Raw genomic sequence first — 23,916 nt, 5'->3', positions numbered from 1 at the left:
AGCTCGTTTGACTTTACTTTTTAGTGCTGATTTTATAAAAATTGCATCATACTCCTTGCATATACATTTGATAAAATAAGCACTTCATTTTTAGAATATTCTAAAGCAAAACGGCGTAATAATCGCTTATCGCATTAATAGGATTTACAAGTCGTTAAAATTTTCCTTTACCCAATTATTCGCAGATTAAATGCTTATTTTCAAGCAACCAATAATTCAAATTATCCACCAAACAACGACTCTTATGAACTCGAAAATTTCGGCAATTGTTGTCCTTCTATTTTTTTCCTTTACCTCTACTGTATTTGCGCAGAAAAAGAAAGCAAAAAATAATACTCAAGATGTTGTAATCGACAAAGCTTTCTATGAAAATTTGGAATGGCGAAATATTGGCCCCGTACGTGGAGGTCGATCGCTTGGTTCTACGGGGAGCCCTAGCAGACCTAATGAGTATTATTTTGGAGCAACGGGCGGCGGATTATGGAAAACCACTGATGGTGGTAACGAATGGGAACCTGTGACAGACGGGCAAATAACCAGCTCTTCCGTAGGTGCGGTTGCAGTTGCCGAAACCAACCCAGATATTGTTTATATAGGCATGGGAGAAGTTCAATTGCGTGGAAGTATTACTCAAGGTGATGGTGTTTACAAATCTACTGATGCCGGTAAAACTTGGGAACACTTAGGTCTTGAAGAAACCCAAGCTGTTTCAAGAATCAGAATACACCCCACAAATGAGAATATTGTTTATGTAGCGGCATTGGGCCACCCATATGGCGACAATGAAGAAAGGGGCGTTTTTAAAAGTAAAGATGGTGGAAAAACATGGAAAAAAACTTTATATGTTAGCGATAAGGCGGGCGCAGTAGATTTAATTATAGACCGTAACAACCCAAATGTTTTATACGCCAGCACTTGGCAAGTGCAACGTAAAGCTTGGAAAATGTGGGGCGGTGGTCCGGATTGTAAACTATGGAAATCTACCGATGGCGGAGAAACCTGGAATGATCTGTCTAATAACCCAGGCATGCCCGCAGGACCGTTAGGTAAAATTGGTGTAACGGTATCCCCTGCAGATTCTAACCGTGTATGGGCCATTGTAGAAGCTAATGAAGGTGGTGTTTTTAGATCGGACGATGCCGGTAAAACATGGACCAAAACCAATGACGAAAGAAAACTTAGACAACGCGCATTTTACTATTCTAGAATTTACGCCGACCCTGTTGATAGAGAAACCGTATACGGACTAAATGTTAATTTTTGGAAGTCTACGGATGGTGGGGTAACTTTTGATACTGAAATTAAAGTTCCACATGGTGACAATCATGATCTTTGGATAGACCCTAACGATCCTAATAGAATGATCTCATCAAACGATGGCGGTGGCGTGGTAAGTATTAACGGAGGTAAATCATGGACAGAGGAAGATTACACCACAACACAGTTATATCATGTAATGACCACAAACGATGTACCTTACCATGTGGCTGGTGCTCAACAAGATAATAGTACCATTGCCGTACCAAGTGATGGCTGGGGCCATATGCAGGCAAGAGGTCAAGGAGACGGTTGGGCATATGCTGTAGGTGGCGGCGAAAGCGGGTGGATCACCCAACACCCTACCAACTTGGATATATTTTATGCAGGTAGCCAAGGCGCACTCTTAACCAGGTATGATCGTAGTAACGGCCAATCTAGGGATATACAGGTGTATCCACGGTTTTTCTCTGGTGAACCGGCAAGCGCTTTGCCGGAACGTTGGCAATGGACCTTCCCTATTATGTTTGCTCCACAAGATGAAAACATAATGTATACCTGCTCCCAACATGTTTGGAAAACAACCGATGATGGTCAATCTTGGGAAAAAATAAGTCCTGATCTTACCTATGCAGACCCATCTACTTTGGGAAAGACCGGAGGTGTCATTACCATGGATATGAACGGTCCTGAAATTTACGCAACCGTTTTTGCGCTTGCCCCATCTAATCATGACATTAATACCATATGGGCAGGATCAGATGATGGAAAAATACATATTACAAGAGACGGTGGCAAAAATTGGTCAGATATTACACCAAAAGAATTACCTAAATTTTCAAGGGTAAGTATTATTGACGAATCTCTTCACAATCCTGGTACGCTTTACGTAGCAGCCAATAGATACCAAGTAGACGACAGGCAACCCTATGTATTTAAAACCCATGATTATGGTAAAACTTGGACTAAAATTATTAATGGTATTGCAGACGGGCATTTTGCAAGAGCTGTTCGTGAAGATCCAGTAAGGAAGGGGCTTTTATTTTTAGCAACCGAACATGGCGTATATTTCTCTATGAACGATGGTGAACTTTGGCAAAGCCTTCAACTTAAATTACCAGATACACCGGTAAGAGATTTGGTAGTTAAAGACAATGATGTTGTTCTTGGTACTCACGGAAGAGGCTTCTGGATATTAGATGATATTCAACCCCTAAGACAGTATTCCCCAGAAATGGTTGAAAAAGAAGCTATTCTTTTTAAACCTACCAACGCTATTAGAGGTGTTACCGATGCTTCTATTCAGTATTATCTTAAAGAAGAAAAAGATACCATCACCTTTGAAATTTTTGACGCAAATGACAAATTGATCAACACCTTTACTGGTAGCAAACCAAAATACGAAGTAGACCCTAATTTACCCTATTGGCTTAAAGGAGGCTCCACAAAGCCAACCACCGCAAAAGGGATAAACACGTTCACCTGGGATATGAGATACACAGGAGCTACAACATTTGACGGAATGATCATTTGGAGCGCAAGACCTGCCAGAGGTCCAAAAGCACCCATAGGTTCTTACAAGGTTAAAATGAAATCCGGAAATTATGAGCAAACCTATTCGTTCAATATAGAAATGGATCCAAATCTAAAAGGCATTACAAAAGAAGATTTGGATGAGCAATTTGAGCTTTCCAATAAAATTATGGAAAAAACTTCTGCTGCTAATGAAACGGTAATCAAAATACGAGATATCAAAAAGCAACTTCACGATGCTAAAGAAGAAATTGACGCTACTGACTATGAAACGATAGTAACACCATTTCTAGGTGAGATCACTGAAGTTGAAGAAGCTCTTTACCAAGTTAAAAATCAATCAGGTCAAGATCCTTTGAACTTCCCTATTAAACTCAATAACAGATTAGCATCTTTACGCCGAAGTGTAGAATCTGGAGAAGCAAAACCAACAAACGGTGCCTACAAAGTGTATGAAGAATTATCGGCAGAACTCACTATAGAATTGAACAAATTGAACGGGATTTTTGACAAATACAAGTCAAAGATAAATCCTATTCTCATAAAAAGTGGCGGCACGGCAATTGATTGATCGTAGTTAAAGCAAATCTAAAACAACTGTAGAACGAATTACAAATCCGTATTTTTGTACTGAACAATAAAGGTTTTATAAAATGAAAAAGGCAAGCATAGCGCCATCTCTTTTAGCTGCAGATTTTGGTAATTTACAACGCGATGTAGAAATGGTGAACGCCAGTGAAGCAACGTATCACCATATAGATGTCATGGACGGCGTTTTTGTTCCAAACATATCTTATGGTATGCCCGTAGTTAAAGCTATTCAAAAACATGCTACAATTCCTTTAGATGTGCATTTAATGATTGTTGACCCAAATAGGTATTTGGAAGAATTTGCCAAACTTGGAGCACATATTCTAACCGTTCATTATGAAGCCTGCACTCATTTACATAGAACCATACAAGCCATTAAAGCTTTGGGCATGAAAGCAGGTGTAGCGTTAAATCCGCATACCAACGTATCTCTTTTAGAAGATATTATTCAAGATATTGATGTGGTTTTGATCATGAGCGTTAACCCCGGCTTTGGTGGACAATCTTTCATTGAAAACACTTATGATAAAATAAAAGCTGCAAAGGCGATGATTACCAGAAAAAATTCGACCGCTTTGATTGAAATTGATGGTGGTGTTACCACGGCCAACTCTCAAAAATTAGTTGATGTCGGCGCAGATATTTTGGTTGCCGGTAGTTTTGTTTTTAAAAGCGAAGACCCAACAACTACTATTAAAGATTTAAAGGGATGAAAACTGAATTTGATATTGTCATCGTTGGCGGAGGACCAATTGGTATAGCATGCGGATTAGAGGCTAAAAAAAACGGACTTTCTTATCTGATCATTGAAAAAGGACCTATTGTAAATTCCCTTTTCCACTACCCTAGCAATATGCAATTTTTCTCTTCATCGGAAAAATTGGAGATAGATGAAATACCATTTATCAGTAAAGAAGCCAAACCTAAAAGAGACGAGGCATTAGAATATTACAGGCGAATTGTTACTTCAAATAAGTTGCATATTAATTTGTTCGAAAAGGTTGAGAACGTTCAAAAAAAAGGAGAAATATTCACTATCACATCCAACAAAAATACATATACCTCAAAGCAAATTGTGGTGGCAACCGGTTTCTATGACTTACCCAACTTACTGAACGTACCGGGAGAAGACTTAAAAAAGGTTGTTCACTATTACGATAATCCACATTACTATGCCAGGCAAAAAGTTGCAGTTATTGGAGCAAGCAATTCTGCAATTGATGCTGCCTTGGAATGTTACAGAAAAGGTGCAGAAGTTACACTGATCATTAGAGGTCCAGAAGTTGGTCAACGTGTAAAATATTGGGTAAGACCGGATATCATTAACCGTATAGAGGAAGGAAGTATTAAAGCCTATTTCAACACAACGGTTAAAGCCATTACCAATGACAGTATCCTTTTAAACACTGATACGGGCGAGGAAGAAATTGAAAATGATTTTGTTTTAGCACTAACCGGATATAGACCCAATTTTAGTTTCTTAGAAAAATTAGGCGTAAACATAAGTGAAGATGATAAAAAACTCCCTGAATACAATCCAGAAACCATGGAAACCAACGTGTCTGGGTTATACTTGGCCGGGGTAATATGTGGTGGTATGGAAACTCATAAATGGTTTATTGAAAACTCAAGAATACATGCTAAAATGATTGTAAAAAATATTGTTCTAAGCTCTGTAACTACATAATCCATTGACTTTTAACAGATAACAATCGCTCTAAACAATAGGTAACATATATGGACGTTATGTAGAGTACTTAACTACTAAACCTACCATTATGATATTTTTTGGCACTGGATCAGCTAGTCTTGATTCGGTAAAAACAAGAAACATTACTTGTCAACATTGCAATAATCAAGATACTATTTACATTAATATTTACAGAAGGCACGCACATGTTTTTTGGATCCCTGTTTTTCCATTGGGTAAAAGTGGTAGTTCTTACTGCACACATTGCAAAGAGACTTTAAGTCCTAAGCAGATGCCCGAAGCTCTTAAAATGCAGTATAAAAATATCAAAGGAGAGGCTAAAGGTCCAATTTGGCAGTTCTCGGGTCTATTAGTTTTTGCTCTGTTAATAGTGTTTGCTATTTACTCTAGCGGCAAGAATAAAAAGGATACACAATTATACCTAACACAGCCCGCCGTTGGTGATATTTATGAGTATGAAGCAAATAATGGCAGCTTTTCTACCATGCGACTTGAAAAAGTAACAACAGATAGTTTATTTCTTTCCTTGAACGATTTTGAAATATCAAAAAAGTCCAGAATCTATAAAATTGATAAGGACGAAAATTATTCTGAAATCACTTATGGATATTCTAAAAGTGAAATGATTCAAATGCACAAAGAAGGCATTGTTTTCGATATTAATAGAGATTAAATCTATTAAATATATATCATTTAAAAGCCACATCTTTTCAGATGTGGCTTTTTACTTGTGACCCCGGAGGGATTCAAACCCCCAACCCTCAGAGCCGAAACCTGCCTGCCGGCAGGCAGGTCTGATGCGCTAAATTAATTCTTAAGAATACTTTTCAAGAACTCACGACCGATACCCGATTTGAAATATTTTTCTCTAGCTCTTGCTTCAACACTAGTTTTAAACTCCTCTTTATAAACTAAAACCCAAGGTAAATACCCCTTGGTCGATTTGTTCTTTCCCGAATTATGTTCCACTATTCTTTTTTGAAGATTATTAGTCATTCCTTTATATAAACGACCATCTACTTCACTTTTTAAAACATAAACGTAGTACATAATATAAATCAAAAAGGTCCTGCAAAAAGCAAGACCTTACATTTAAGTGACCCCGGAGGGATTCAAACCCCCAACCCTCAGAGCCGAAATCTGATGCGCTATTCAGTTGCGCCACGAGGCCAATATATATTTAGCAATTAGCAAAACTAAAATTCTGCTAATTCTATGTTATGCCAATTTCTTCTTTACAATCGTAGAAATTAATTTACCATCTGCTTGGCCGGCAAGTTCTTTAGACACTATGCCCATTACTTTACCCATATCCTTCATTCCAGAAGCGCCAATAGCATCAATTGTCTGTACAACTACCTTCTCAACTTCTTCTTCAGAAAGTTGTTCTGGTAAAAATTGCTCAATTACAGCAATCTGTGCCAACTCAGGATCAGCAAGGTCTTGTCTACCCTGCTCTATAAAAATTGCAGCACTGTCCTTTCTCTGCTTTACCAGTTTCTGAACAATCTGTATTTCATCTTCTTCAGTTACTTCTGACCCTCCACTAGTACTCGCTACCAATAACGCAGATTTAATAGCTCTAAGCGATTCTAGCGCTACTGAATCCTTTGCTTTCATAGCTAATTTCAACTGCTCCATTACTCTTTGCTGTAAACCCATTTCTTCTATATTTTGGTCTGCGAAGATAAAAAATAAAACCCGAAAACTGACTTAGTTTTCGGGTTTAATACATTACTACAAATGCAGTGTTAGTCTACATTATCATGTAAAAAAGAGTTATTCGATCTTAATTTAATATCATCGTTACTATCTCCACTTAACGAGGTTCTAGAGATTTTTTTTTCGCGCGGACTATCCTCTAAATTAACACCTTGTCTTTGATAAGCAGGTTTTTTCTCATCATAACTTGTTGGTGCGTTGTTCTTGAACTTATAATTGAAATCCTTCAACTTACGTCTACGTTCATCAGCTCTTTCCCTCAATAATTCTTCAATAGGGGTATCTAAAGGATCCAACTCCTCTTCCGGTTGCACCTCTCTTCTTGGAGCTACGGTCTTCTTTTCAAAAATAAGCTCATCTTCCACAACTTTTGGCTCAAATTCCTCAGCTTTGGATTTTGCTCCTGTAAGCTTACTTTCCAATTTCATATAGTCATCTAAACTATATCTTTTTTCTCCGTTTTTATTGTACTCCAACACAGGAACAATTTCAATGCTATCATTGACATCAATATCCTTAACTTCATCATGGAGGTCAAACATGATTACGTTTTCCTTCTCCTCTTCCTCTCTCCTAGAATATTGAAAGTTGGTAGCAAATCTATCATCTTCATCTTCAACCTTTAATTCCTGTGGGTCCACAACTTCTATATCTCTCAATGAAGTTGGAGCGTCTACTATTACAAAGTCTTCTTCAGAGACATTCTCCGCTAATACTTCCTCGTAAAAAACATTAAAATTCCTGATGTAGTTCGTTGTAGGAATCAAATCAAAATCATCTTCCTCAACGAACTCATACTTTTTTACGGGTTTGACTTCTTTTACCTCCTCTTCCTCATCGTCCATCTCTAAAGTATGAACTGTTTTTTGGTTAGATAACAACATTGCCTCTGCACGTTGGCCGTCTTCTAACGTATGAATAATTTTCTTTGATTCGGTATTTACAATATCATCTTGCTGTTCAATGTTAAACCCCGTTGCAATTACGGTTACGGCTATAGCTTCTCCTAAGCTTTCATCTTCACCTACACCCATAATAATGTTTGCACCGTAGCCAGCTTCTATTTGAATATGATCGTTGATTTCACCAATCTCATCAATAGTAATTTCCTGTGCACCGGAAACGATCAATAACAATACATTCTTAGCTCCTTGGATCTTATTATCGTTCAATAACGGTGAATCCAATGCTTTCATAATAGCTTCATTGGCTCTTGCAGAACCAGATGAAATTGCCGATCCCATGATTGCGGTACCACTATTGGACAATACCGTTTTAGCATCACGTAAATCTATGTTTTGAGTGTAGTGATGTGTAATAACCTCTGCTATACCTCTAGCTGCAGTTGCCAATACTTCATCTGCTTTTGAGAACCCGGCCTTAAAACCTAGGTTACCATACACTTCCCTTAATTTGTTATTGTTAATTACGATTAGCGAATCTACATTTTTACGTAATTTTTCAATACCTAATTGTGCCTGTTCAACTCGCATTTTACCTTCGAATTGAAACGGCATTGTAACGATACCTACAGTAAGAACATCCATTTCCTTTGCAAACTTGGCAATTACGGGAGCAGCACCAGTTCCTGTTCCCCCGCCCATACCAGCAGTAATGAAAATCATTTTGGTAGTCGTATCCAACATACCTTTTATGTCTTCCATACTTTCCATGGCCGCTTGCTCACCCACTTCAGGATTGGCACCAGCACCCAAACCTTCTGTCAATGATACACCTAACTGTATTTTGTTAGGCACCGGACTATTATCCAAGGCCTGTGAATCAGTATTACAGATTACAAAATCAACTCCGTTGATACCCGCCTGGAACATGTGGTTTATGGCATTACTACCACCGCCACCTACACCAATGACTTTTATAACGTTGCTTTGATTCTTTGGCAGATCAAAGGAGATATTATCAAATTCGCTGTTCTTACTCATATTCTAATTATTACTGGTTATGTATTCTTATGCTATGCTTATTACTCTGCGTTATCTAAAAATTCTTTTAACTTTTCAGTCCATTTATCAAAAACAGATTTTCTTTCCTTATGTATATCAGGGCGTTTTACGGTTTCCGTTTTATGCTCTGCATACACCAATTCTTCTTCTTCCTGCTCTTGAATAATTTCTTCCTGTGTTAATTTCAACTTCTCTTGGTTCTTAATGGCGTTCATTAAAAGACCAACAGCGGTTGCGTACAACGGACTAGCAACTTCTTCATCAGAATCGCCCGCCAAATGCTCGTTAGGGTACCCAATTCGAGTATCCATTCCTGTAATATATTCTACCAATTGCTTTAAATGTTTTAATTGGCTTCCACCACCTGTAAGCACAATACCGGCAATCAGTTTTTTCTTTTGCTCTTCGTGACCGTAGTTTTTGATCTCTACATACACTTGCTCAATAATTTCAACAACTCGTGCATGTATAATCTTAGAAAGGTTCTTTAAAGAAATCTCTTTTGGCTCTCTACCACGTAATCCTGGTATAGATACAATTTCATTATCCCTATTTTCACCCGGCCATGCAGAACCAAATCTTGTTTTTAATAATTCTGCCTGTTTTTCAATAATGGAACAGCCTTCTTTAATATCTTCGGTAATAACACCACCACCAAAAGGTATTACTGCGGTATGCCTAATAATGCCATCTTTGAAAATAGCCAGATCAGTTGTACCACCTCCTATATCGATCAATGCTACACCTGCCTCTTTTTCTTCTTGACTTAGAACGGCATCAGATGAAGCTAAAGGCTCTAACGTAATGTTACCTAGATCTAAACCTGCACTCTTAATACAACGCCCAACGTTCTTTATAGAAACCACCTGACCAACTACTACATGGAAATTAGCTTCTAACCTACCACCGTACATACCAATAGGCTCACGAATTTCCGCTTGTCCATCAACTTTGTATTCCTGTGGCAATACATGAATAATCTCCTCACCAGGAAGCATGATCAACTTGTGCACTTGACCACATAACATATCCACATCATCTTCACCTATGACTTCCTCAGAATCTTTTCTAGTAATGTAATCGCTATGTTGCAAACTTCTTATATGTTGCCCGGCAATACCAACGACTACAGAACCGATCTTAAGCCCTGAGTTTGCCTCTGCTTCCTCAACCGCTTGCTGTATAGATTTTATGGTCTGTGTTATATTATTAACCACACCTCTGTGCACACCTAAACTTTTGGACTTACCTATACCCAAAATCTCAATTTTACCATATTCGTTTTGCTTACCGATTATGGCAACGATTTTCGTTGTCCCTATGTCTAACCCGACTGAATATTTAGTTTGTTCCATTTTAATTATATTTTAGTGCACACCACCTGGTTATTGAATTCTAAACTTACTACCGCATAATCCTCCAAGGTTTCATCCTTGTTCGCTTTGGCATAAAATGCCTTAAAATTGCTGAACTTGGCCTCTAAGTCTTCAATACCGCCTATGTTTACAACAAAATTATTAAGCCTTAACCGTAATTGATATTCACTATCACCTTGAACGTGAATACCTATTACCGATTTTCGAAAAAAATCGTCCTTATTTATATGTTCCAATATGACATAGACATCCTCAAGGCTTTTACCACTGATATTGCCTGTTATAATGGGAACTCTAGCTGAATGATTATTGGAAAGCGGCATTCTCTTTCCTTCATCATCTAAATAGAACTTTTTATCCCCTTCTATGCGTCCGATTGGTTTCCGTTGAACTATTTTCGACGTAAGCTCGCCATCTATTGTAAGATAGACCTGGGCACTTTTCACCATTTCATTGGCCTCAAGGGCCTTTTCTACAGTATTCAAAACTATATTTTCTTTAGGCACATTTTTGAGGCCTCCGCAATTTTGTATTAACAATTTATTAACCGCCGCTTCAGTGAGGTACAAATTTTGGTCACCAATGAATTCTACCTTCATACCGACCACCTGTTTTGCACTATTTCTTTCGTTAGAAAAAGCGTACAGCCCAGTGATTACAAGTATCAACGCCGCTAATTTTATAAAGCCCAAATTAACCCGCATAAGACATTTCTTTTTTTATTTTCACTACTTCCAAGCCTATATCTCCGGCTCCCATTGTTATCAATACTTCTGGATTTTGATTTTTTACCTCAGAAAGCATTTGTTCCTTTGAAATTAATTTTCTATTACCGTTTGTCATTTTACCTAACAACCATTCTGAATCTACCCCTGTAATAGGCTCTTCCCTAGCCGGGTATATATCTAACAACAGCACATTTTCAAAGCGTGACAAGCTTTGTGCAAACTCGTTCGCAAAATCACGTGTTCTTGAAAACAGGTGCGGTTGAAAAATTGCCAACACTTTTTTATTGGGATGCATTTCCGAGACGGCTTCAAAAACCGCATTGATCTCAGTAGGATGATGCGCATAATCGTCGATATAAATGAAATCATCATTTTTTATCTGATATGAGAATCTTCTTTGTACTCCCTTAAAGGTAGACAGTGCCTGTGCAAGGCGATGCGGCGGGGGACCTGCTTGCATCGCCATCGCAAAAGCCACTAAACCATTGAGCAGATTATGCCTTCCTGGCTTGTTAAATTCAACCCCTTCTAGTTTGAGGTCGGGGGTCTCCAAATCGAATATGTAGGTGCCATGTTCTATTTTTATGTTCCGGATGCAATAATCCGAATCGTCTTCTATACCATAGGTCAACCCTTTTAAAGGCAACCCGTTACGCACAAATAAGGTGCCGCCCGGCTTCAACCGCTCGGTAAAATCCTTAAATGTTTTTTCCAGCTCCTGGGCATCTCCATAAATATCCAAATGATCTGCATCCATTGAGGTCACACAGGCTACATTTGGTGTTAATTGCATAAATGAACGATCAAATTCATCTGCCTCAACAACAGAATATTCCGTTCCTTCCAACAAGAAATTACTATTGAAATCTTCTGATATACCACCTAAAAAAGCGGTCATTTTTACACCTGTTTCTTTTAACAAATGCCCCAGAATACTAGAGGTGGTCGTTTTACCATGTGTACCTGCAACTGCCAAACAAAAAGAATCTTTGGTAATTAGACCCAATACTTCTGATCGTTTTTTAATGGTAAATCCATTCTGTAAAAAGAACTGATATTCCGTATGGTTTGATGATACCGCAGGCGTATACACCACCAAGGTATGTTCCGGGTCATTCTTATACACTTCTGCCACTAGGTCAATACTGTCCTTATAGTGAATATCCATACCGGAAGCTGCCAGTTCTTGGGTCAACGGACTCTCGGTCTTATCGTATCCGGAAACCGTTTTATTTATGAACGCAAAATAACGCGCCAAAGCAGACATACCAATGCCTCCTATGCCAATAAAATACACTCTATGTATTTGCGCTACGTTCATTTTATTGTATTAATTTTTCTATTTCATCACAGATATCAGCCGTAGCATTCGGTAATGCCATTGCCTTGATATTCCTTGATAATTCCTCTTGCTTTTCCGATGTATTAAAGACGGATTCAAACTGCATCTTAAATTGCTCATCAAGCTCTTTTTCCCTGATCATTACTGCCGCATGCTGTTTTACCAATGCCAATGCATTCATGGTCTGATGATCTTCTGCCACCACCGGTGACGGTATAAAAAATGTAGGCTTTCCTACCAAACACAGTTCTGACACCGCACCTGCACCTGCCCTTGAAATAATGAAATCTGCCGCTACATATGCTTTATCCATAGAATTCAAAAAGGCATGTACTTTTATATTAGCCGACTGATGGGTTCTATAGGTTTCATAGTACCCTTTACCACATTGCCAGATTACCTGTAACCCCAAACCTTCAAAGTAAGCTAAATGATCCGCTACTAATTGATTAATGCGTCTAGCCCCTAAACTGCCACCCAACACCAACAGCACTTTCTTATTGGTGGTCAATTCAAAATAATCTAAAGCTTCTTCTTTGGTAGCTTTCAATTCCACCAAATCTGACCTAACAGGGTTACCTGTCAATACTATTTTGTCTTTTGGAAAAAACTTCTCCATACCCTCATAGGCCACACAGATTTTCTCCACTTTATCCTTTAATAGTTTATTGGTAATACCCGCAAAGGAATTCTGCTCTTGCAATACACAAGGAATACCCTTCGACGTCGCCATTTTTAACAACGGACCACTAGCAAAACCACCTGTACCAATTACGGCATGGGGCTTAAACTTCGATACGATGCTATTTGCTCTCATTAAACTACTTATCAATTTTATTGGAAATAGTAGATTTTTAAGGGTCAGTTTTCGCTGAATTCCCGTAATCCACAATCCCTCTATTTTGTACCCCGCTTGCGGTACTTTTTCCATCTCCATTCTATCCTTTGCCCCTACGAACAAAAATTCAGCATCTGGATACCTCCTTTTCAACTCGTTCGCTATGGCTATCGCCGGATAAATATGTCCGCCGGTACCTCCGCCCGACAAAATAAACTTATAACTGCCCACTTAAAATCTCTAAAGGGTTAGTCTCGTCCATATCCAAATCGTTGCCAGAAGCACTTTCCTGAACTATACTTTTATTACTTGCACTCAATATGATGCCTATTGCTAAACAGGTCATCCAGCTAGAGGTACCACCACTACTGATCAATGGTAAATTTTGCCCCGTTACCGGAAACAACTCTACCGCTACCGCCATATTTATCAATGCCTGAAATACTATAGGCAACCCAACACCCAACACCAACAATTTGCTGAATATGGTTGCACAGCCATTTGCCACTACCACTATCCTAAACAACAAGAACATGTAAAAAAGCATTAAAATGAATCCGCCTACTAGACCATATTCTTCTACGATTATCGCATAAATAAAATCCGATGAACTCTGTGGCAAAAAGTTCTTTTGTACACTCTTACCTGCTCCTTTACCTACAATACCACCGGTTGCTATCGCAATCTTGGCACGCTCTATTTGATATGTGCCTTCAGTATCATCCGGATTAGAGAAACTATCTATACGGCTCATCCATGTGTCTACCCTATTCGGGAATAGATCTGGAAAAGCTTTCGCCGTTAATATGAAAATGGACAAAAACAATATTCCCGTACCCACGATCCCCAATAAATATTTCATTGGATATCCTCCTAAAAAGCACAATACCATCACCATAGAGAATACAATGGCCGCCGTTGAAAAGTTAGCGGGCAATATTAATGCCACCACTAAGAAAACCGGTAACCACAATGGCAGTATACTTTCCTTAAAGGTTATTTTAACATCCCTCACCTTTGAAAAATAGCGCGCTACATAGATCATCAATACTACCGCTGCTAAATTCGAAGGCTGAAAACCAAAGCCGACCAAAGGCAAACGGATCCAACGACTATCATTGGTGCCACCACTAGAAGTGCCTTGTGCCAAAACAAATATGAGCAACACCAATACAATGGGCAGTGCTATCATAGAAAGCCCCTTGAAAAAATGCGTGGGTATTTTATGCACCCCATAAATAATTCCAAAACCTAAAAACAACAGTATGGCATGTTTTACCAAGTGACCAACCGGCGTACCATTGCCCACTACATATACCAAATTACTACTGGCACTGTATACCGGCAAAAATGAAAACAAGGCCAAGAGTGCCGCAATGGCCCAAATGGCTTTATCTCCTTTTATATTTTGGAATATATTCAACACCTTATAGGTTTTTTACACAGTTCTTAAATTGATCTCCGCGATCTTCATAATTTTTAAATAGATCAAAACTTGCACACGCAGGTGACAACAATACGGTATCTCCACGTTCCGCAATTTTATAGGCAACCTTTACCGCTTCTTCCATAGCATAGGTTTCCACTAAAAGGTCAACAGCCTTACCGAATACGTGCTTGATCTTTTCATTATTCTCACCCAAGCATATAATCGCCTTTACCTTTTCACGTACCAATGGCATTAGCTCCATATACTCATTTCCTTTGTCTACCCCACCTACGATCCACACAGTAGGTGTTTTCATACTATCCAATGCGTAATAGGCAGCGTTTACATTAGTTGCCTTTGAGTCGTTTATATACTCCACATGATGTATTTTCAACACCTTTTCCAAACGGTGGGGAGCCCCTTGAAAATTAGAAACACAGGCTCTTATGGTCTCTTTACGAATGCCGACCAATTTTGCAATTGTTGCCGCTGCCATAGTGTTCTTTACATTGTGCTGACCTTCTAAGGCCAAAGTGTTCTTCGTCATGCTAATAGTGTCTGTTGTTGTTTTTATTATTATCTCGTTTTGTTCTATAAATGCACCTTGTTCAACTTCGTTATTCAATGAAAAGGGCATTAATTTTGATTTCACCGGGTGTTTGTTCAGCCAATCCACCAAAACCGTATCATCTGCGTCATAAATCAAATAATCGTTTTCGTCCTGGTTTTCCGCTATTCTGAATTTTGATGCGATGTAATTTTCAAACTCATATTCATACCGATCTAAATGATCCGGTGTAATATTCGTAATCACGGCAATGTGTGGTTTAAAATCTATAATGCCGTCCAATTGAAAACTACTGATCTCAAGTACGTAATACTCAAAATCATTCTCCGCAACCATTTTTGCATAACTATCACCAATATTACCTGCCATACCAACTTTTAATTCGGCACTCGCCAAAATATGGTTGGTTAGCATAGTCGTGGTCGTTTTACCGTTGCTTCCCGTTATACCAATGATTTTGGCATCGGTGTATTTAGATGCAAATTCTATCTCTGATATTACCGGTACGCCTTTCTCCACCAACTGCTTTACCAAAGGCACTTTATCCGGTATACCCGGACTCTTCATGACCAAATCGGCTTTTAATATGCGGTCTTCAGAATGCTGTTCTTCTTCCCAATCAATCTCAAAATGTTCAAGAACGTTTTTATACTTTTCTTTTATTTTTCCTTTATCGGATACAAATACATCGTACCCTTTTTTCAATGCTAAAATGGCTGTTCCTACTCCACTTTCTCCTCCTCCAAGTACTACTAAAAGTGCCATTATCTAATTTTTAAGGTCACTATAGTTACAATTGCCAATAAAATGCCCACAATCCAAAAACGGGTTACGATCTTACTCTCGTGATACCCTTTTTTCTGATAGTGATGATGTAAGGGCGACATTAAAAATATACGTCTACCCTCGCCAAATTTCTTTTTTGTGTACTTGAAATACCCTACCTGCATCATAACTGAGAGCGACTCTGCAAAGAAGATTCCGCACAAAACGGGAATCAACAATTCTTTACGCACAATAATTGCAATCACGGCAATAACTCCACCTATGGTCAAACTTCCCGTATCTCCCATAAATACTTGTGCCGGAAATGCGTTATACCATAAAAACCCGATCAGCGCTCCTACAAAAGCGGTAATGAATATCAACAACTCACCTACTCTTGGTATGTACATGATATCCAAATAATCAGAGAAAATAATGTTACCCGATACCAGGGCAAAAATGCCCAATGTAAATACTATGATTGCCGATGTACCTGCGGCAAGACCATCTATACCATCGGTTAAATTAGCACCGTTGGATACTGCGGTTACGATCAATATGATGATAGGGATGAACAGCAACCAAGCATATTCTTTTGCCCCTTCTCCAGCCCATGAAATTAAATTGCCATAGTCAAATTCGTTATTCTTAAAGAACGGCACCGTGGTCATGGTAGATTTAATCTCCTCTCCCTTTACTTGCTCTACGGTGTACTCTTGTGTAATTATGGTCTTATCATGATCACGCATGGTCACTTCTGGGTGAAAGTATAATACAGCACCAACTATAAGCCCCAATGTTACCTGACCCAAAACCTTAAACCTGCCTTTTAAACCTTCTTTGTTCTTTTTAAACACTTTGATGTAATCATCCAAAAAGCCAATTGCACCCATCCACAACATGGTAAAGGTCAATAGTATAATGTAAATGTTCTCCAACCTTGCGAACAACAACACCGGGATCAGGGTAGACATAATAATGATCACACCGCCCATAGTTGGTGTACCAGCTTTTTGCTTTTGCCCATCAAGACCTAGATCACGAATAGTTTCACCTACCTGTTGTTTCTGCAAGAACAGAATTACACGCTTACCGTACACTGTTGCGATCGTCAACGAAAAAAGAATAGCCATTGCGGCACGAAACGTACTAAACTGAAACAGCGTAGCCCCGGGCAACTGGTATTGTTTTTCTAAATATTCAAACAGATAGGTTAACATAAAATCTTTTATTCTTGCTTTTAAGCTTTGGTTATTTATCTAGGCTGCTCAACAGCTCTTTTACTATTTTAAAATCATCGAATTCAACACGCACACCATTGGTTTCCTGATAGGTTTCATGCCCTTTTCCCGCAACCAAAATGATATCGTTATCAGCCGCCAATTGACACGCTGTCTTTATGGCCTGCTCCCTATTTTCAATGGAAAGCATCTTTTTTACATTTTGTGGCTCTACCCCAGCTTCCATTTCGGTGATGATTTCCGCGGGCGATTCCGTTCTAGGGTTGTCCGATGTAAAAATGACCTTATTGCTCATTTCCGTTGCGATATTACCCATTACCGGACGCTTTGATCTGTCTCTATCGCCACCACACCCCACAACGGTGATGACGTTTTCATTTCCAGTTCTCAACGTGTTGATTGTCTCAAGCACATTTTTTAGGGCGTCCGGCGTATGGGCATAATCAACTATTGCCGTAATTCTATTTTTTGATATATAATATTGAAACCTTCCGTCTACATTCTCCAACTCACTTATTAAGCGAAGGGTTTCCAATTGATCCAATCCCAATAAATCTGCCGTTGCATAAATTGCCAGCATATTGTAAGCATTGAAATGACCTATTAATTTTGACCACAGCTCGTTGTCATTGATTTTCAACAACTGACCATCAAACTGGTTCTCTAAAATCTGTGCCCTATAATCGGCATAGTTCTTTAGCGCGTACGTTGCTTTTCTAGCTTTGGTATTCTGCAACATGATCAAGCCGTTCTTATCATCTAAATTGGTCAATGCAAAAGCCGTCTTTGGCAACTGATCGAACAATATTTTCTTGGTATCACGATATTCTGCGAAGGTCTTATGGTAGTCTAGGTGATCATGGGAAAGATTGGTGAAAATTGCCCCCGCAAAAGCCAAACCTTCCGTTCTTTTTTGATGAATACCATGTGAACTCACTTCCATAAAGCAATATTCCACACCGGCATCGTTCATTAATTGTAAATGCTTATTGATCACCAATGCATCGGGCGTGGTATGTTTTGTAGGAAACTCGGTATCATCTACCATAATTTTTATGGTGGACAACAGCCCCACTTTATACCCTGCTTTTTTAAACAATTGATACAACAAACTAGACACCGTTGTTTTACCATTGGTACCCGTAACACCTACCAATTTTAAATTTTTTGATGGCGTACCGTAATAGTTAGAAGCCATCAATGCCAATGCTTGATTTCCGCTTTCTACCTGTACATACGTTACATCATCTACCATAGTTGCAGGCAACTCTTCACATATGATCGCTCTAGCACCAGCTTTTACTACGGCATCTATATATTTATGTCCATCGGTAATGGTACCTTTTATAGCAACAAAAGCATCGGATTTTTGCACTTCACGGGAATCGAACTGCACCGAAGCTATATCACAAGTGGTAGTACCGCTAACAGCAGTAATACGCACCCCATATAATATGTCTTTCAATTGCATCATATCAACTCCAACACTATTTTTTTCACTGATTTCAAGTCTGTTCCCTTAGAGATCGATTGGCGCTTTACCTTTCCGTTCCCTTTCACCTCTACTTCAATTCCTAAATTCTCCAAAATGGCAACGGCATCCATTCCGCACATTCCCTTTACATTGGGCACCTCAGCATATTTCTGCTGTGCTTTTTTATAGTAGCCATTATGAGAATCCTCATTATCCGCCACCAACACATCTTTGACATCCACCTCACTGGTTAATGGCGATGTTGCATAGACTTTCTGTGCTACGGACTTAAATACCGGCCCGGATACATCTGCACCATAATACCCTACACTTTTATCTGGTTTGTGAATTACCACTATACATGAGTATTTTGGTTCGTCTGCCGGAAAGTAACCTGCAAAAGATGAGATATACTCGTACTTTGATCGGTCTTTAGAGACATAGTTGGTTTGCGTAGTACCTGTTTTCCCAGCCATGGAAAAATTCTTGGAATACATACCATGACCCGTTCCATGCTCTTTTTCCACTACATTCTTTAGGATCTGCTGCACCTTTTTCACGGTTTCTTTTGAACATATAGCAGGGTTCAATACTTTTTTATCGAACTTCTCAATAGTCTTGTCCCACTCCTTGACCTCTTTTAACAGCCTTGGCTTCACCATTTCACCATCATTGGCAATAGCGTTGTAAAATGCCAAAGTCTGTAAGGGAGTCATAGAAACCTCATAACCATAAGCCATTTGCGCCAATGACAGTCCAGACCAACCTTTATCCCCAGGGTAACGCAATACCGGTTTGCCCTCACCTACAACCGGTAAGCCCAGTTCTTTATGAACACCCATGGCCATTAGCCTGTTTACATATTTTTCCGGATCGCTTTTATACCCGTCATTGATCATTTTGGCAAACGCTACGTTAGACGATACTTCAAATGCCTTGGACATGGTTATTTTACCATGACCGCCACGCTTGGTATCTTTTACCCAGTGTCTATAAATTTTCCAACGCCCCTTTTCGGTATCGATCACCGTACTGGTATCAATAATTTTATCTTCCAAGGCCGCTACCAAATTCACCAACTTAAAAGTTGAACCCGGCTCGTGAGATTCACCTATCGCATAATTTAAACGCTCGTAATATTTACCCTCTGAAGTCTGACCCAAGTTTGAAATTGCCTTTACCTCACCGGTCTTTACCTCCATTACGATTACCGTTCCATGATCTGCTTGGTATTTCTCTAACTGTCCCAATAATGCATGGTGCGCTATATCTTGTATATTGATATCAATGGTAGAGTACACATCATAACCGTCTTTTGGCTCTACGATGTTATCATTACCAATAGGCTTCCATTGGCCTTTTGCAATTTTCTGCTTTAAGCGCTTGCCAGAAATACCCCTTAGGTATTCACCAAAAGCACCCTCCATACCCACACGGGTATAATATCCATTTTCATCTACACGCTCATACCCAACACTACGCTCGGCAATTTTACCCAACGGATGCTCTCTTTTGGTTTTCTGCTCAATGATCAATCCGCCCTTATAAGCACCCTTATTAAATAGCGGCATTTTTTTAACCGCCATGTAATCTGAATAATCCAAGTTGCGTACGATCAACGCATACCTATTTTTATTCTCCCTTGCCTTTCTTAAAATTTGCTGGTAATGAGAAGATGTTTTACCAAACTGCTTTGCCAAGGCATCGGCCAAAGGTTTTACGTTTTCCTTAAAATCTTCGTTGCTTACGGTTACGGCATCAAAACGGATGGTGTATTTAGAAACCGAAGTTGCCAAAAGACTACCGTCATCTGAATATAGATTTCCCCTATTGGGCTCGATCGTGAACATACGCTCGGTACGTGTATCGGCAAGGGCCTGGTATTTTTCACCGTCTACAATTTGTATGGAAACCAGCTTAAACAACACAGCGCCCGCAAAGAGCACCATGCAGCCCGCCACTATGTAGAGCCTTTTTAATATGCTTTTATCCGTTACCGCCATTACTCCTCTTCATTTAAAGATTTCACTTTAATTTTCTGTGGGGGAGTTTCTGAAGGAAATAATCCTTTTTCCGATATTTTACCGGTAATGTTCGATTCTAGCTTCAACTGCTGTACATCTGATCGCATATCTACAAATTCGTTACGCAATTCTTTCACCTCTTCGTTCAACAATGCAATACGGTGTACTTTTTGATCGGCGCTATGGGAGCTACTGATCATTACCGTTGCCAAAAAAGAAATGAAAATAATGAACAGCCAATTTTTAGGAGCGTCGCCGCTCACCAAAAATTTTCCCTTCAAAAGGTCAAATACACCCGTTTTCACTTTACTTTTCGCCATTGCGTTCCGCTATTCTCAATTTAGCACTACGTGCTCTGTTATTCTCTTTTATCTCTTCTCTCGTTGGCACTATCAATCCACCAACCTTTTTTAACGGTACATCTATATTCCCGTAAAAATCTTTTTCGGGCTCCCCCTCAAACTGTCCGGCCCTTATGAATCTTTTTACCAATCTATCTTCTAATGAGTGGTAACTAATTACACTTAACCTTCCTTTCTCTTTCAACAACCCCGGCACCTGCTCCAAAAACTCCTTGATCACCGCTATCTCTTGATTCACCTCTATGCGAATGGCCTGATAGATCTGTGCCAAAATTTTATGCTGCCTGTGCTCCGGCAAAAACTGTTTTAATGCCACTTTCAAAGCATCGGTAGTTTGGATCTGCTCATCTTCCCTATTGGCAACAATTACTTTTGCCATGGCGTTCGCATTTCTGATATCACCATATTCAAATAACACTTTTCTTAAGTCGTCATAAGAATATTTGTTGACCACATCAAAAGCAGACAATGTATTGCGCTTGCTCATTCGCATATCCAGATCTGCATCAAAACGGGTTGAAAAACCACGTTCCGCTTGATCGAACTGATGTGATGAAACGCCAAAATCTGCCAAGATTCCATCTACCTTTCTAATGCCATAGAACTTTAAAAACTGGGTGATGTATCTAAAATTTTCCGCGATCAGCGTAAATCTTGGATCACCTAACGCGTTTGCCTGCGCATCTTCGTCTTGATCAAAGGCATACAACTTGCCTTCTGGCCCCAATCTTTTCAATATTTCTTTAGAGTGACCGCCACCACCAAATGTCACGTCTACATATATACCGTCTTCCTTGATGTCCAACCCATCTACTGTCTCTTTCAGCAATACCGGATTATGATACATCTTTATCGTCTTTTTTGTTCAGCATTACGCGCTTTACCAAATTCTTCTTCTCTTCCTTAGATATAGATATGGTAGCCTCGTACTCCTTAACATCCCAGATCTCCAAATGCTTCCGCATAGGCACTATCTTCACCTCTTTTGTAATTCCCGCTAAGGAAATCACGTCTTTTGCCAACAAAAGTCTTCCGGTACCATCTACTTCTACCGGTCTTAGACCATCCATGAAAATTCTTTGAAAAAGTTGGCTTTCTTCATCAAATCTGTTATTCTGGTCCATTTCTGCCATGATTTTATACCATTCTTGTGCAGGATATAATTCAAGGCATTCATTATAATAAGACTTCTTGATAAAAAAACCTTCATTTAAGATCGGAGTCATTTGATTGCGCAGCGCAACAGGAAGCATGATACGCCCCTTGGCATCGGCCTTGCAGTTAAATGTCCCAAAGAAATAAATGTCCAAAATGGATAGGTTTTATTTATATAACTCAAATATATAAATATTATTACCACATTTTACCACTAAAAACCACTTTGTTAATAAATTACCCCTTTTGTGAACCATTTTTGCCACTCATCGGATTTTTTTGGAACAATTTTACCACTCGACCTTTATTTTGGCGAAAATTGAAAGTTGACTGGATCGCAAAAGCACCTAATCGAAAAGAGTTGTTTGCTATTCTCTGTAATTACCTATATTTGGGCAATTATGATGAGTAGTGCGCATGGAAAACGAATTGATTAACGAAGGTGGCTTTAAGTATATAGAAAAAGGTGAAGGAAAACCCATAATTATTCTTCACGGACTTATGGGCGGACTCAGTAATTTTGAAGGGGTAACTTCTTATTTTCCTCCTAAAGGATATAAAGTGCTTATACCTGAACTTCCGCTATATTCTATGCCAATGTTGAAGACCACGGTAAAGAATTTCGCCAAATACCTTAAAAAATTTATAGACCATAAAGGGCTAGAAGATGTTATTCTTTTAGGGAACTCTTTAGGTGGCCATATTGGTCTTTTACATACCAAATTATATCCCTCAAAAGTAAAAGCACTGGTGATTACCGGCAGCTCTGGACTTTACGAAAGCGCCATGGGAGATGGTTACCCTAAACGTGGTGACTATGAGTTTATTAAAAAGAAAGCCCAAGATGTTTTCTATGACCCTGAGGTTGCCACCAAAGAGATCGTAGATGAAGTTTTTGCCACAGTGAACGATCGTGTGAAATTGGTGAAGACCTTGGCGATCGCCAAAAGTGCCATTCGTCATAATATGGCACAGGATTTACCCAGCATGCAAACCCCTACTTGTATTATTTGGGGTAAGGACGATACGGTTACTCCGCCAGATGTTGCAGAACTGTTTGATGAGCTTTTACCGAATTCCGATTTATTTTGGTTAGATAAATGTGGCCATGCACCTATGATGGAGCACCCGGACCAGTTCAACACCATTTTGGATGACTGGTTGACAAAAAATAATTTTTAAATACCCTACGGATGAAAATAAAGTCGGCCGACTTTGTAATGAGCAACTCCGATGTTACCAAGTGCCCCAAGGAGCCTTTGCCCGAATATGCCTTTATAGGACGTTCCAATGTAGGTAAGTCTTCATTGATCAATATGTTGACCGAGCGTAAGAGCTTGGCAAAAACATCTGGCAGACCAGGTAAAACCCAGCTTATTAACCACTTTAAGATCAATGAAAATTGGTTTCTGGTAGATTTACCGGGGTATGGTTATGCCCGTGTTTCCAAAAAAGATAAAAATACCTTTCAAAAATATATTACCAATTACTTTTTACAACGAGAGCAACTGGTATGCTCATTTGTACTTGTAGATATTAGGCACGATCCACAACCTATAGATATGGAGTTCATGCAATGGATGGGTGAAAACGGAGTACCTTTTGCCATCATTTTCACAAAGGCTGATAAATTAAAGCCAAAAGCCATTGAGCGACAAGTAAACCTGTATTTAAACAAACTCACCACAGATATGTGGGAAGAAGCTCCACCGCACTTTATCACCAGCTCTAGCCACCGCAGTGGCCGCGATGAATTATTAGCTTTCATAGACGACATTAACGACAAGTTTTTTGAGGCAACGAAGTAGTTGTTGGTTGTTCGTTGATGGTTGTTCG

21 protein-coding genes and 1 tRNA gene are annotated in these 23,916 nt (G+C 39.2%); 6 read left to right on the top strand and 16 right to left on the bottom strand.

The window, feature by feature from the left end:
- Positions 1 to 244: 244 nt before the first annotated feature.
- The 4 genes from B2Z27_RS14380 (at position 245) to B2Z27_RS14365 (ending at position 5,765) form a co-directional block, all read left to right on the top strand.
- Positions 245 to 3,361, top strand: coding sequence for a WD40/YVTN/BNR-like repeat-containing protein (locus tag B2Z27_RS14380; RefSeq protein WP_286814164.1), 3,117 nt, complete (start codon positions 245 to 247; stop codon positions 3,359 to 3,361).
- Between the two features lie 82 nt (positions 3,362 to 3,443).
- On the top strand, positions 3,444 to 4,094 hold the full coding sequence (rpe, locus tag B2Z27_RS14375; protein ID WP_286814163.1) for a ribulose-phosphate 3-epimerase: 651 nt from the start codon (positions 3,444 to 3,446) through the stop codon (positions 4,092 to 4,094).
- A complete protein-coding gene (locus B2Z27_RS14370; protein ID WP_286814162.1) occupies positions 4,091 to 5,068 on the top strand; it encodes a YpdA family putative bacillithiol disulfide reductase in 978 nt (325 codons plus the stop codon). The genes rpe and B2Z27_RS14370 overlap by 4 nt, the downstream gene beginning before the upstream one ends.
- Positions 5,069 to 5,159: 91 nt before the next feature.
- Positions 5,160 to 5,765 (top strand): hypothetical protein, encoded by a 606-nt coding sequence (locus tag B2Z27_RS14365; RefSeq protein WP_286814161.1) that lies wholly within the window; start codon positions 5,160 to 5,162, stop codon positions 5,763 to 5,765.
- Between the two features lie 134 nt (positions 5,766 to 5,899).
- Here the strand turns inward: B2Z27_RS14365 and B2Z27_RS14360 are convergent, their stop codons facing one another.
- From B2Z27_RS14360 to B2Z27_RS14285, 16 genes are all read right to left on the bottom strand, one after another.
- The gene (locus tag B2Z27_RS14360; RefSeq protein ID WP_286814160.1) at positions 5,900 to 6,142 is read right to left on the bottom strand and encodes a GIY-YIG nuclease family protein; all 243 of its coding nucleotides are present in this window, start codon (positions 6,140 to 6,142) and stop codon (positions 5,900 to 5,902) included.
- A 47-nt stretch (positions 6,143 to 6,189) separates the two neighbouring features.
- A tRNA-Arg gene (locus B2Z27_RS14355) sits at positions 6,190 to 6,263 on the bottom strand.
- A gap of 47 nt (positions 6,264 to 6,310) precedes the next feature.
- Positions 6,311 to 6,754, bottom strand: a complete 444-nt coding sequence (locus B2Z27_RS14350; protein ID WP_058106033.1) for a GatB/YqeY domain-containing protein — start codon at positions 6,752 to 6,754, stop codon at positions 6,311 to 6,313.
- A gap of 89 nt (positions 6,755 to 6,843) precedes the next feature.
- On the bottom strand, positions 6,844 to 8,757 hold the full coding sequence (ftsZ, locus tag B2Z27_RS14345; protein ID WP_286814159.1) for a cell division protein FtsZ: 1,914 nt from the start codon (positions 8,755 to 8,757) through the stop codon (positions 6,844 to 6,846).
- A gap of 41 nt (positions 8,758 to 8,798) precedes the next feature.
- Entirely contained in the window at positions 8,799 to 10,133 is a 1,335-nt protein-coding gene (gene ftsA, locus B2Z27_RS14340) for a cell division protein FtsA (RefSeq protein ID WP_058106031.1), read from the bottom strand.
- Positions 10,134 to 10,138: 5 nt separating this feature from the next.
- Positions 10,139 to 10,858 carry a cell division protein FtsQ/DivIB gene (locus B2Z27_RS14335; protein ID WP_286814157.1) on the bottom strand — a complete coding sequence of 240 codons (720 nt, stop codon included), beginning with the start codon at positions 10,856 to 10,858 and terminating at the stop codon, positions 10,139 to 10,141.
- Positions 10,848 to 12,203 carry a UDP-N-acetylmuramate--L-alanine ligase gene (gene murC / locus B2Z27_RS14330; protein ID WP_286814156.1) on the bottom strand — a complete coding sequence of 452 codons (1,356 nt, stop codon included), beginning with the start codon at positions 12,201 to 12,203 and terminating at the stop codon, positions 10,848 to 10,850. Before murC ends, B2Z27_RS14335 begins: the two co-directional genes overlap by 11 nt.
- A 1-nt stretch (position 12,204) precedes the next feature.
- Complete coding sequence (murG, locus tag B2Z27_RS14325; protein ID WP_286814155.1) at positions 12,205 to 13,293, bottom strand: undecaprenyldiphospho-muramoylpentapeptide beta-N-acetylglucosaminyltransferase; 1,089 nt, start codon at positions 13,291 to 13,293, stop codon at positions 12,205 to 12,207.
- Positions 13,280 to 14,488, bottom strand: coding sequence for an FtsW/RodA/SpoVE family cell cycle protein (locus tag B2Z27_RS14320; protein WP_286814153.1), 1,209 nt, complete (start codon positions 14,486 to 14,488; stop codon positions 13,280 to 13,282). Before B2Z27_RS14320 ends, murG begins: the two co-directional genes overlap by 14 nt.
- Position 14,489: 1 nt before the next feature.
- The gene (murD, locus tag B2Z27_RS14315; RefSeq protein ID WP_286814152.1) at positions 14,490 to 15,824 is read right to left on the bottom strand and encodes a UDP-N-acetylmuramoyl-L-alanine--D-glutamate ligase; all 1,335 of its coding nucleotides are present in this window, start codon (positions 15,822 to 15,824) and stop codon (positions 14,490 to 14,492) included.
- The gene (gene mraY, locus B2Z27_RS14310; protein ID WP_286814151.1) at positions 15,824 to 17,044 is read right to left on the bottom strand and encodes a phospho-N-acetylmuramoyl-pentapeptide-transferase; all 1,221 of its coding nucleotides are present in this window, start codon (positions 17,042 to 17,044) and stop codon (positions 15,824 to 15,826) included. Before mraY ends, murD begins: the two co-directional genes overlap by 1 nt.
- A gap of 31 nt (positions 17,045 to 17,075) precedes the next feature.
- Positions 17,076 to 18,539 carry a UDP-N-acetylmuramoyl-L-alanyl-D-glutamate--2,6-diaminopimelate ligase gene (locus B2Z27_RS14305; RefSeq protein WP_286814150.1) on the bottom strand — a complete coding sequence of 488 codons (1,464 nt, stop codon included), beginning with the start codon at positions 18,537 to 18,539 and terminating at the stop codon, positions 17,076 to 17,078.
- Positions 18,536 to 20,542 carry a penicillin-binding protein gene (locus tag B2Z27_RS14300; protein ID WP_071340150.1) on the bottom strand — a complete coding sequence of 669 codons (2,007 nt, stop codon included), beginning with the start codon at positions 20,540 to 20,542 and terminating at the stop codon, positions 18,536 to 18,538. Before B2Z27_RS14300 ends, B2Z27_RS14305 begins: the two co-directional genes overlap by 4 nt.
- Positions 20,542 to 20,883 carry an FtsL-like putative cell division protein gene (locus tag B2Z27_RS14295; RefSeq protein WP_252736298.1) on the bottom strand — a complete coding sequence of 114 codons (342 nt, stop codon included), beginning with the start codon at positions 20,881 to 20,883 and terminating at the stop codon, positions 20,542 to 20,544. The genes B2Z27_RS14300 and B2Z27_RS14295 overlap by 1 nt, the downstream gene beginning before the upstream one ends.
- Positions 20,870 to 21,772 carry a 16S rRNA (cytosine(1402)-N(4))-methyltransferase RsmH gene (gene rsmH / locus B2Z27_RS14290; RefSeq protein WP_286814148.1) on the bottom strand — a complete coding sequence of 301 codons (903 nt, stop codon included), beginning with the start codon at positions 21,770 to 21,772 and terminating at the stop codon, positions 20,870 to 20,872. The genes B2Z27_RS14295 and rsmH overlap by 14 nt, the downstream gene beginning before the upstream one ends.
- Positions 21,762 to 22,235 (bottom strand): division/cell wall cluster transcriptional repressor MraZ, encoded by a 474-nt coding sequence (locus tag B2Z27_RS14285; protein ID WP_074669845.1) that lies wholly within the window; start codon positions 22,233 to 22,235, stop codon positions 21,762 to 21,764. The genes rsmH and B2Z27_RS14285 overlap by 11 nt, the downstream gene beginning before the upstream one ends.
- A gap of 262 nt (positions 22,236 to 22,497) precedes the next feature.
- On the opposite strand from B2Z27_RS14285, the gene B2Z27_RS14280 reads away from it, so the two are divergent.
- Both B2Z27_RS14280 and yihA read left to right on the top strand, forming a co-directional pair.
- The gene (locus B2Z27_RS14280; protein ID WP_071340152.1) at positions 22,498 to 23,262 is read left to right on the top strand and encodes an alpha/beta fold hydrolase; all 765 of its coding nucleotides are present in this window, start codon (positions 22,498 to 22,500) and stop codon (positions 23,260 to 23,262) included.
- An 11-nt stretch (positions 23,263 to 23,273) separates the two neighbouring features.
- On the top strand, positions 23,274 to 23,888 hold the full coding sequence (yihA, locus tag B2Z27_RS14275) for a ribosome biogenesis GTP-binding protein YihA/YsxC (protein WP_071340153.1): 615 nt from the start codon (positions 23,274 to 23,276) through the stop codon (positions 23,886 to 23,888).
- The last annotated feature ends 28 nt before the right edge of the window (positions 23,889 to 23,916 follow it).

It is taken from the genome of Maribacter sp. UBA3344, from assembly GCF_002362375.1.
Taxonomy (GTDB): domain Bacteria; phylum Bacteroidota; class Bacteroidia; order Flavobacteriales; family Flavobacteriaceae; genus Maribacter; species Maribacter dokdonensis.
The sequence above is the reverse complement of the archived record's forward strand: the minus strand, read 5'-3'. Positions and strand labels throughout refer to the sequence as shown.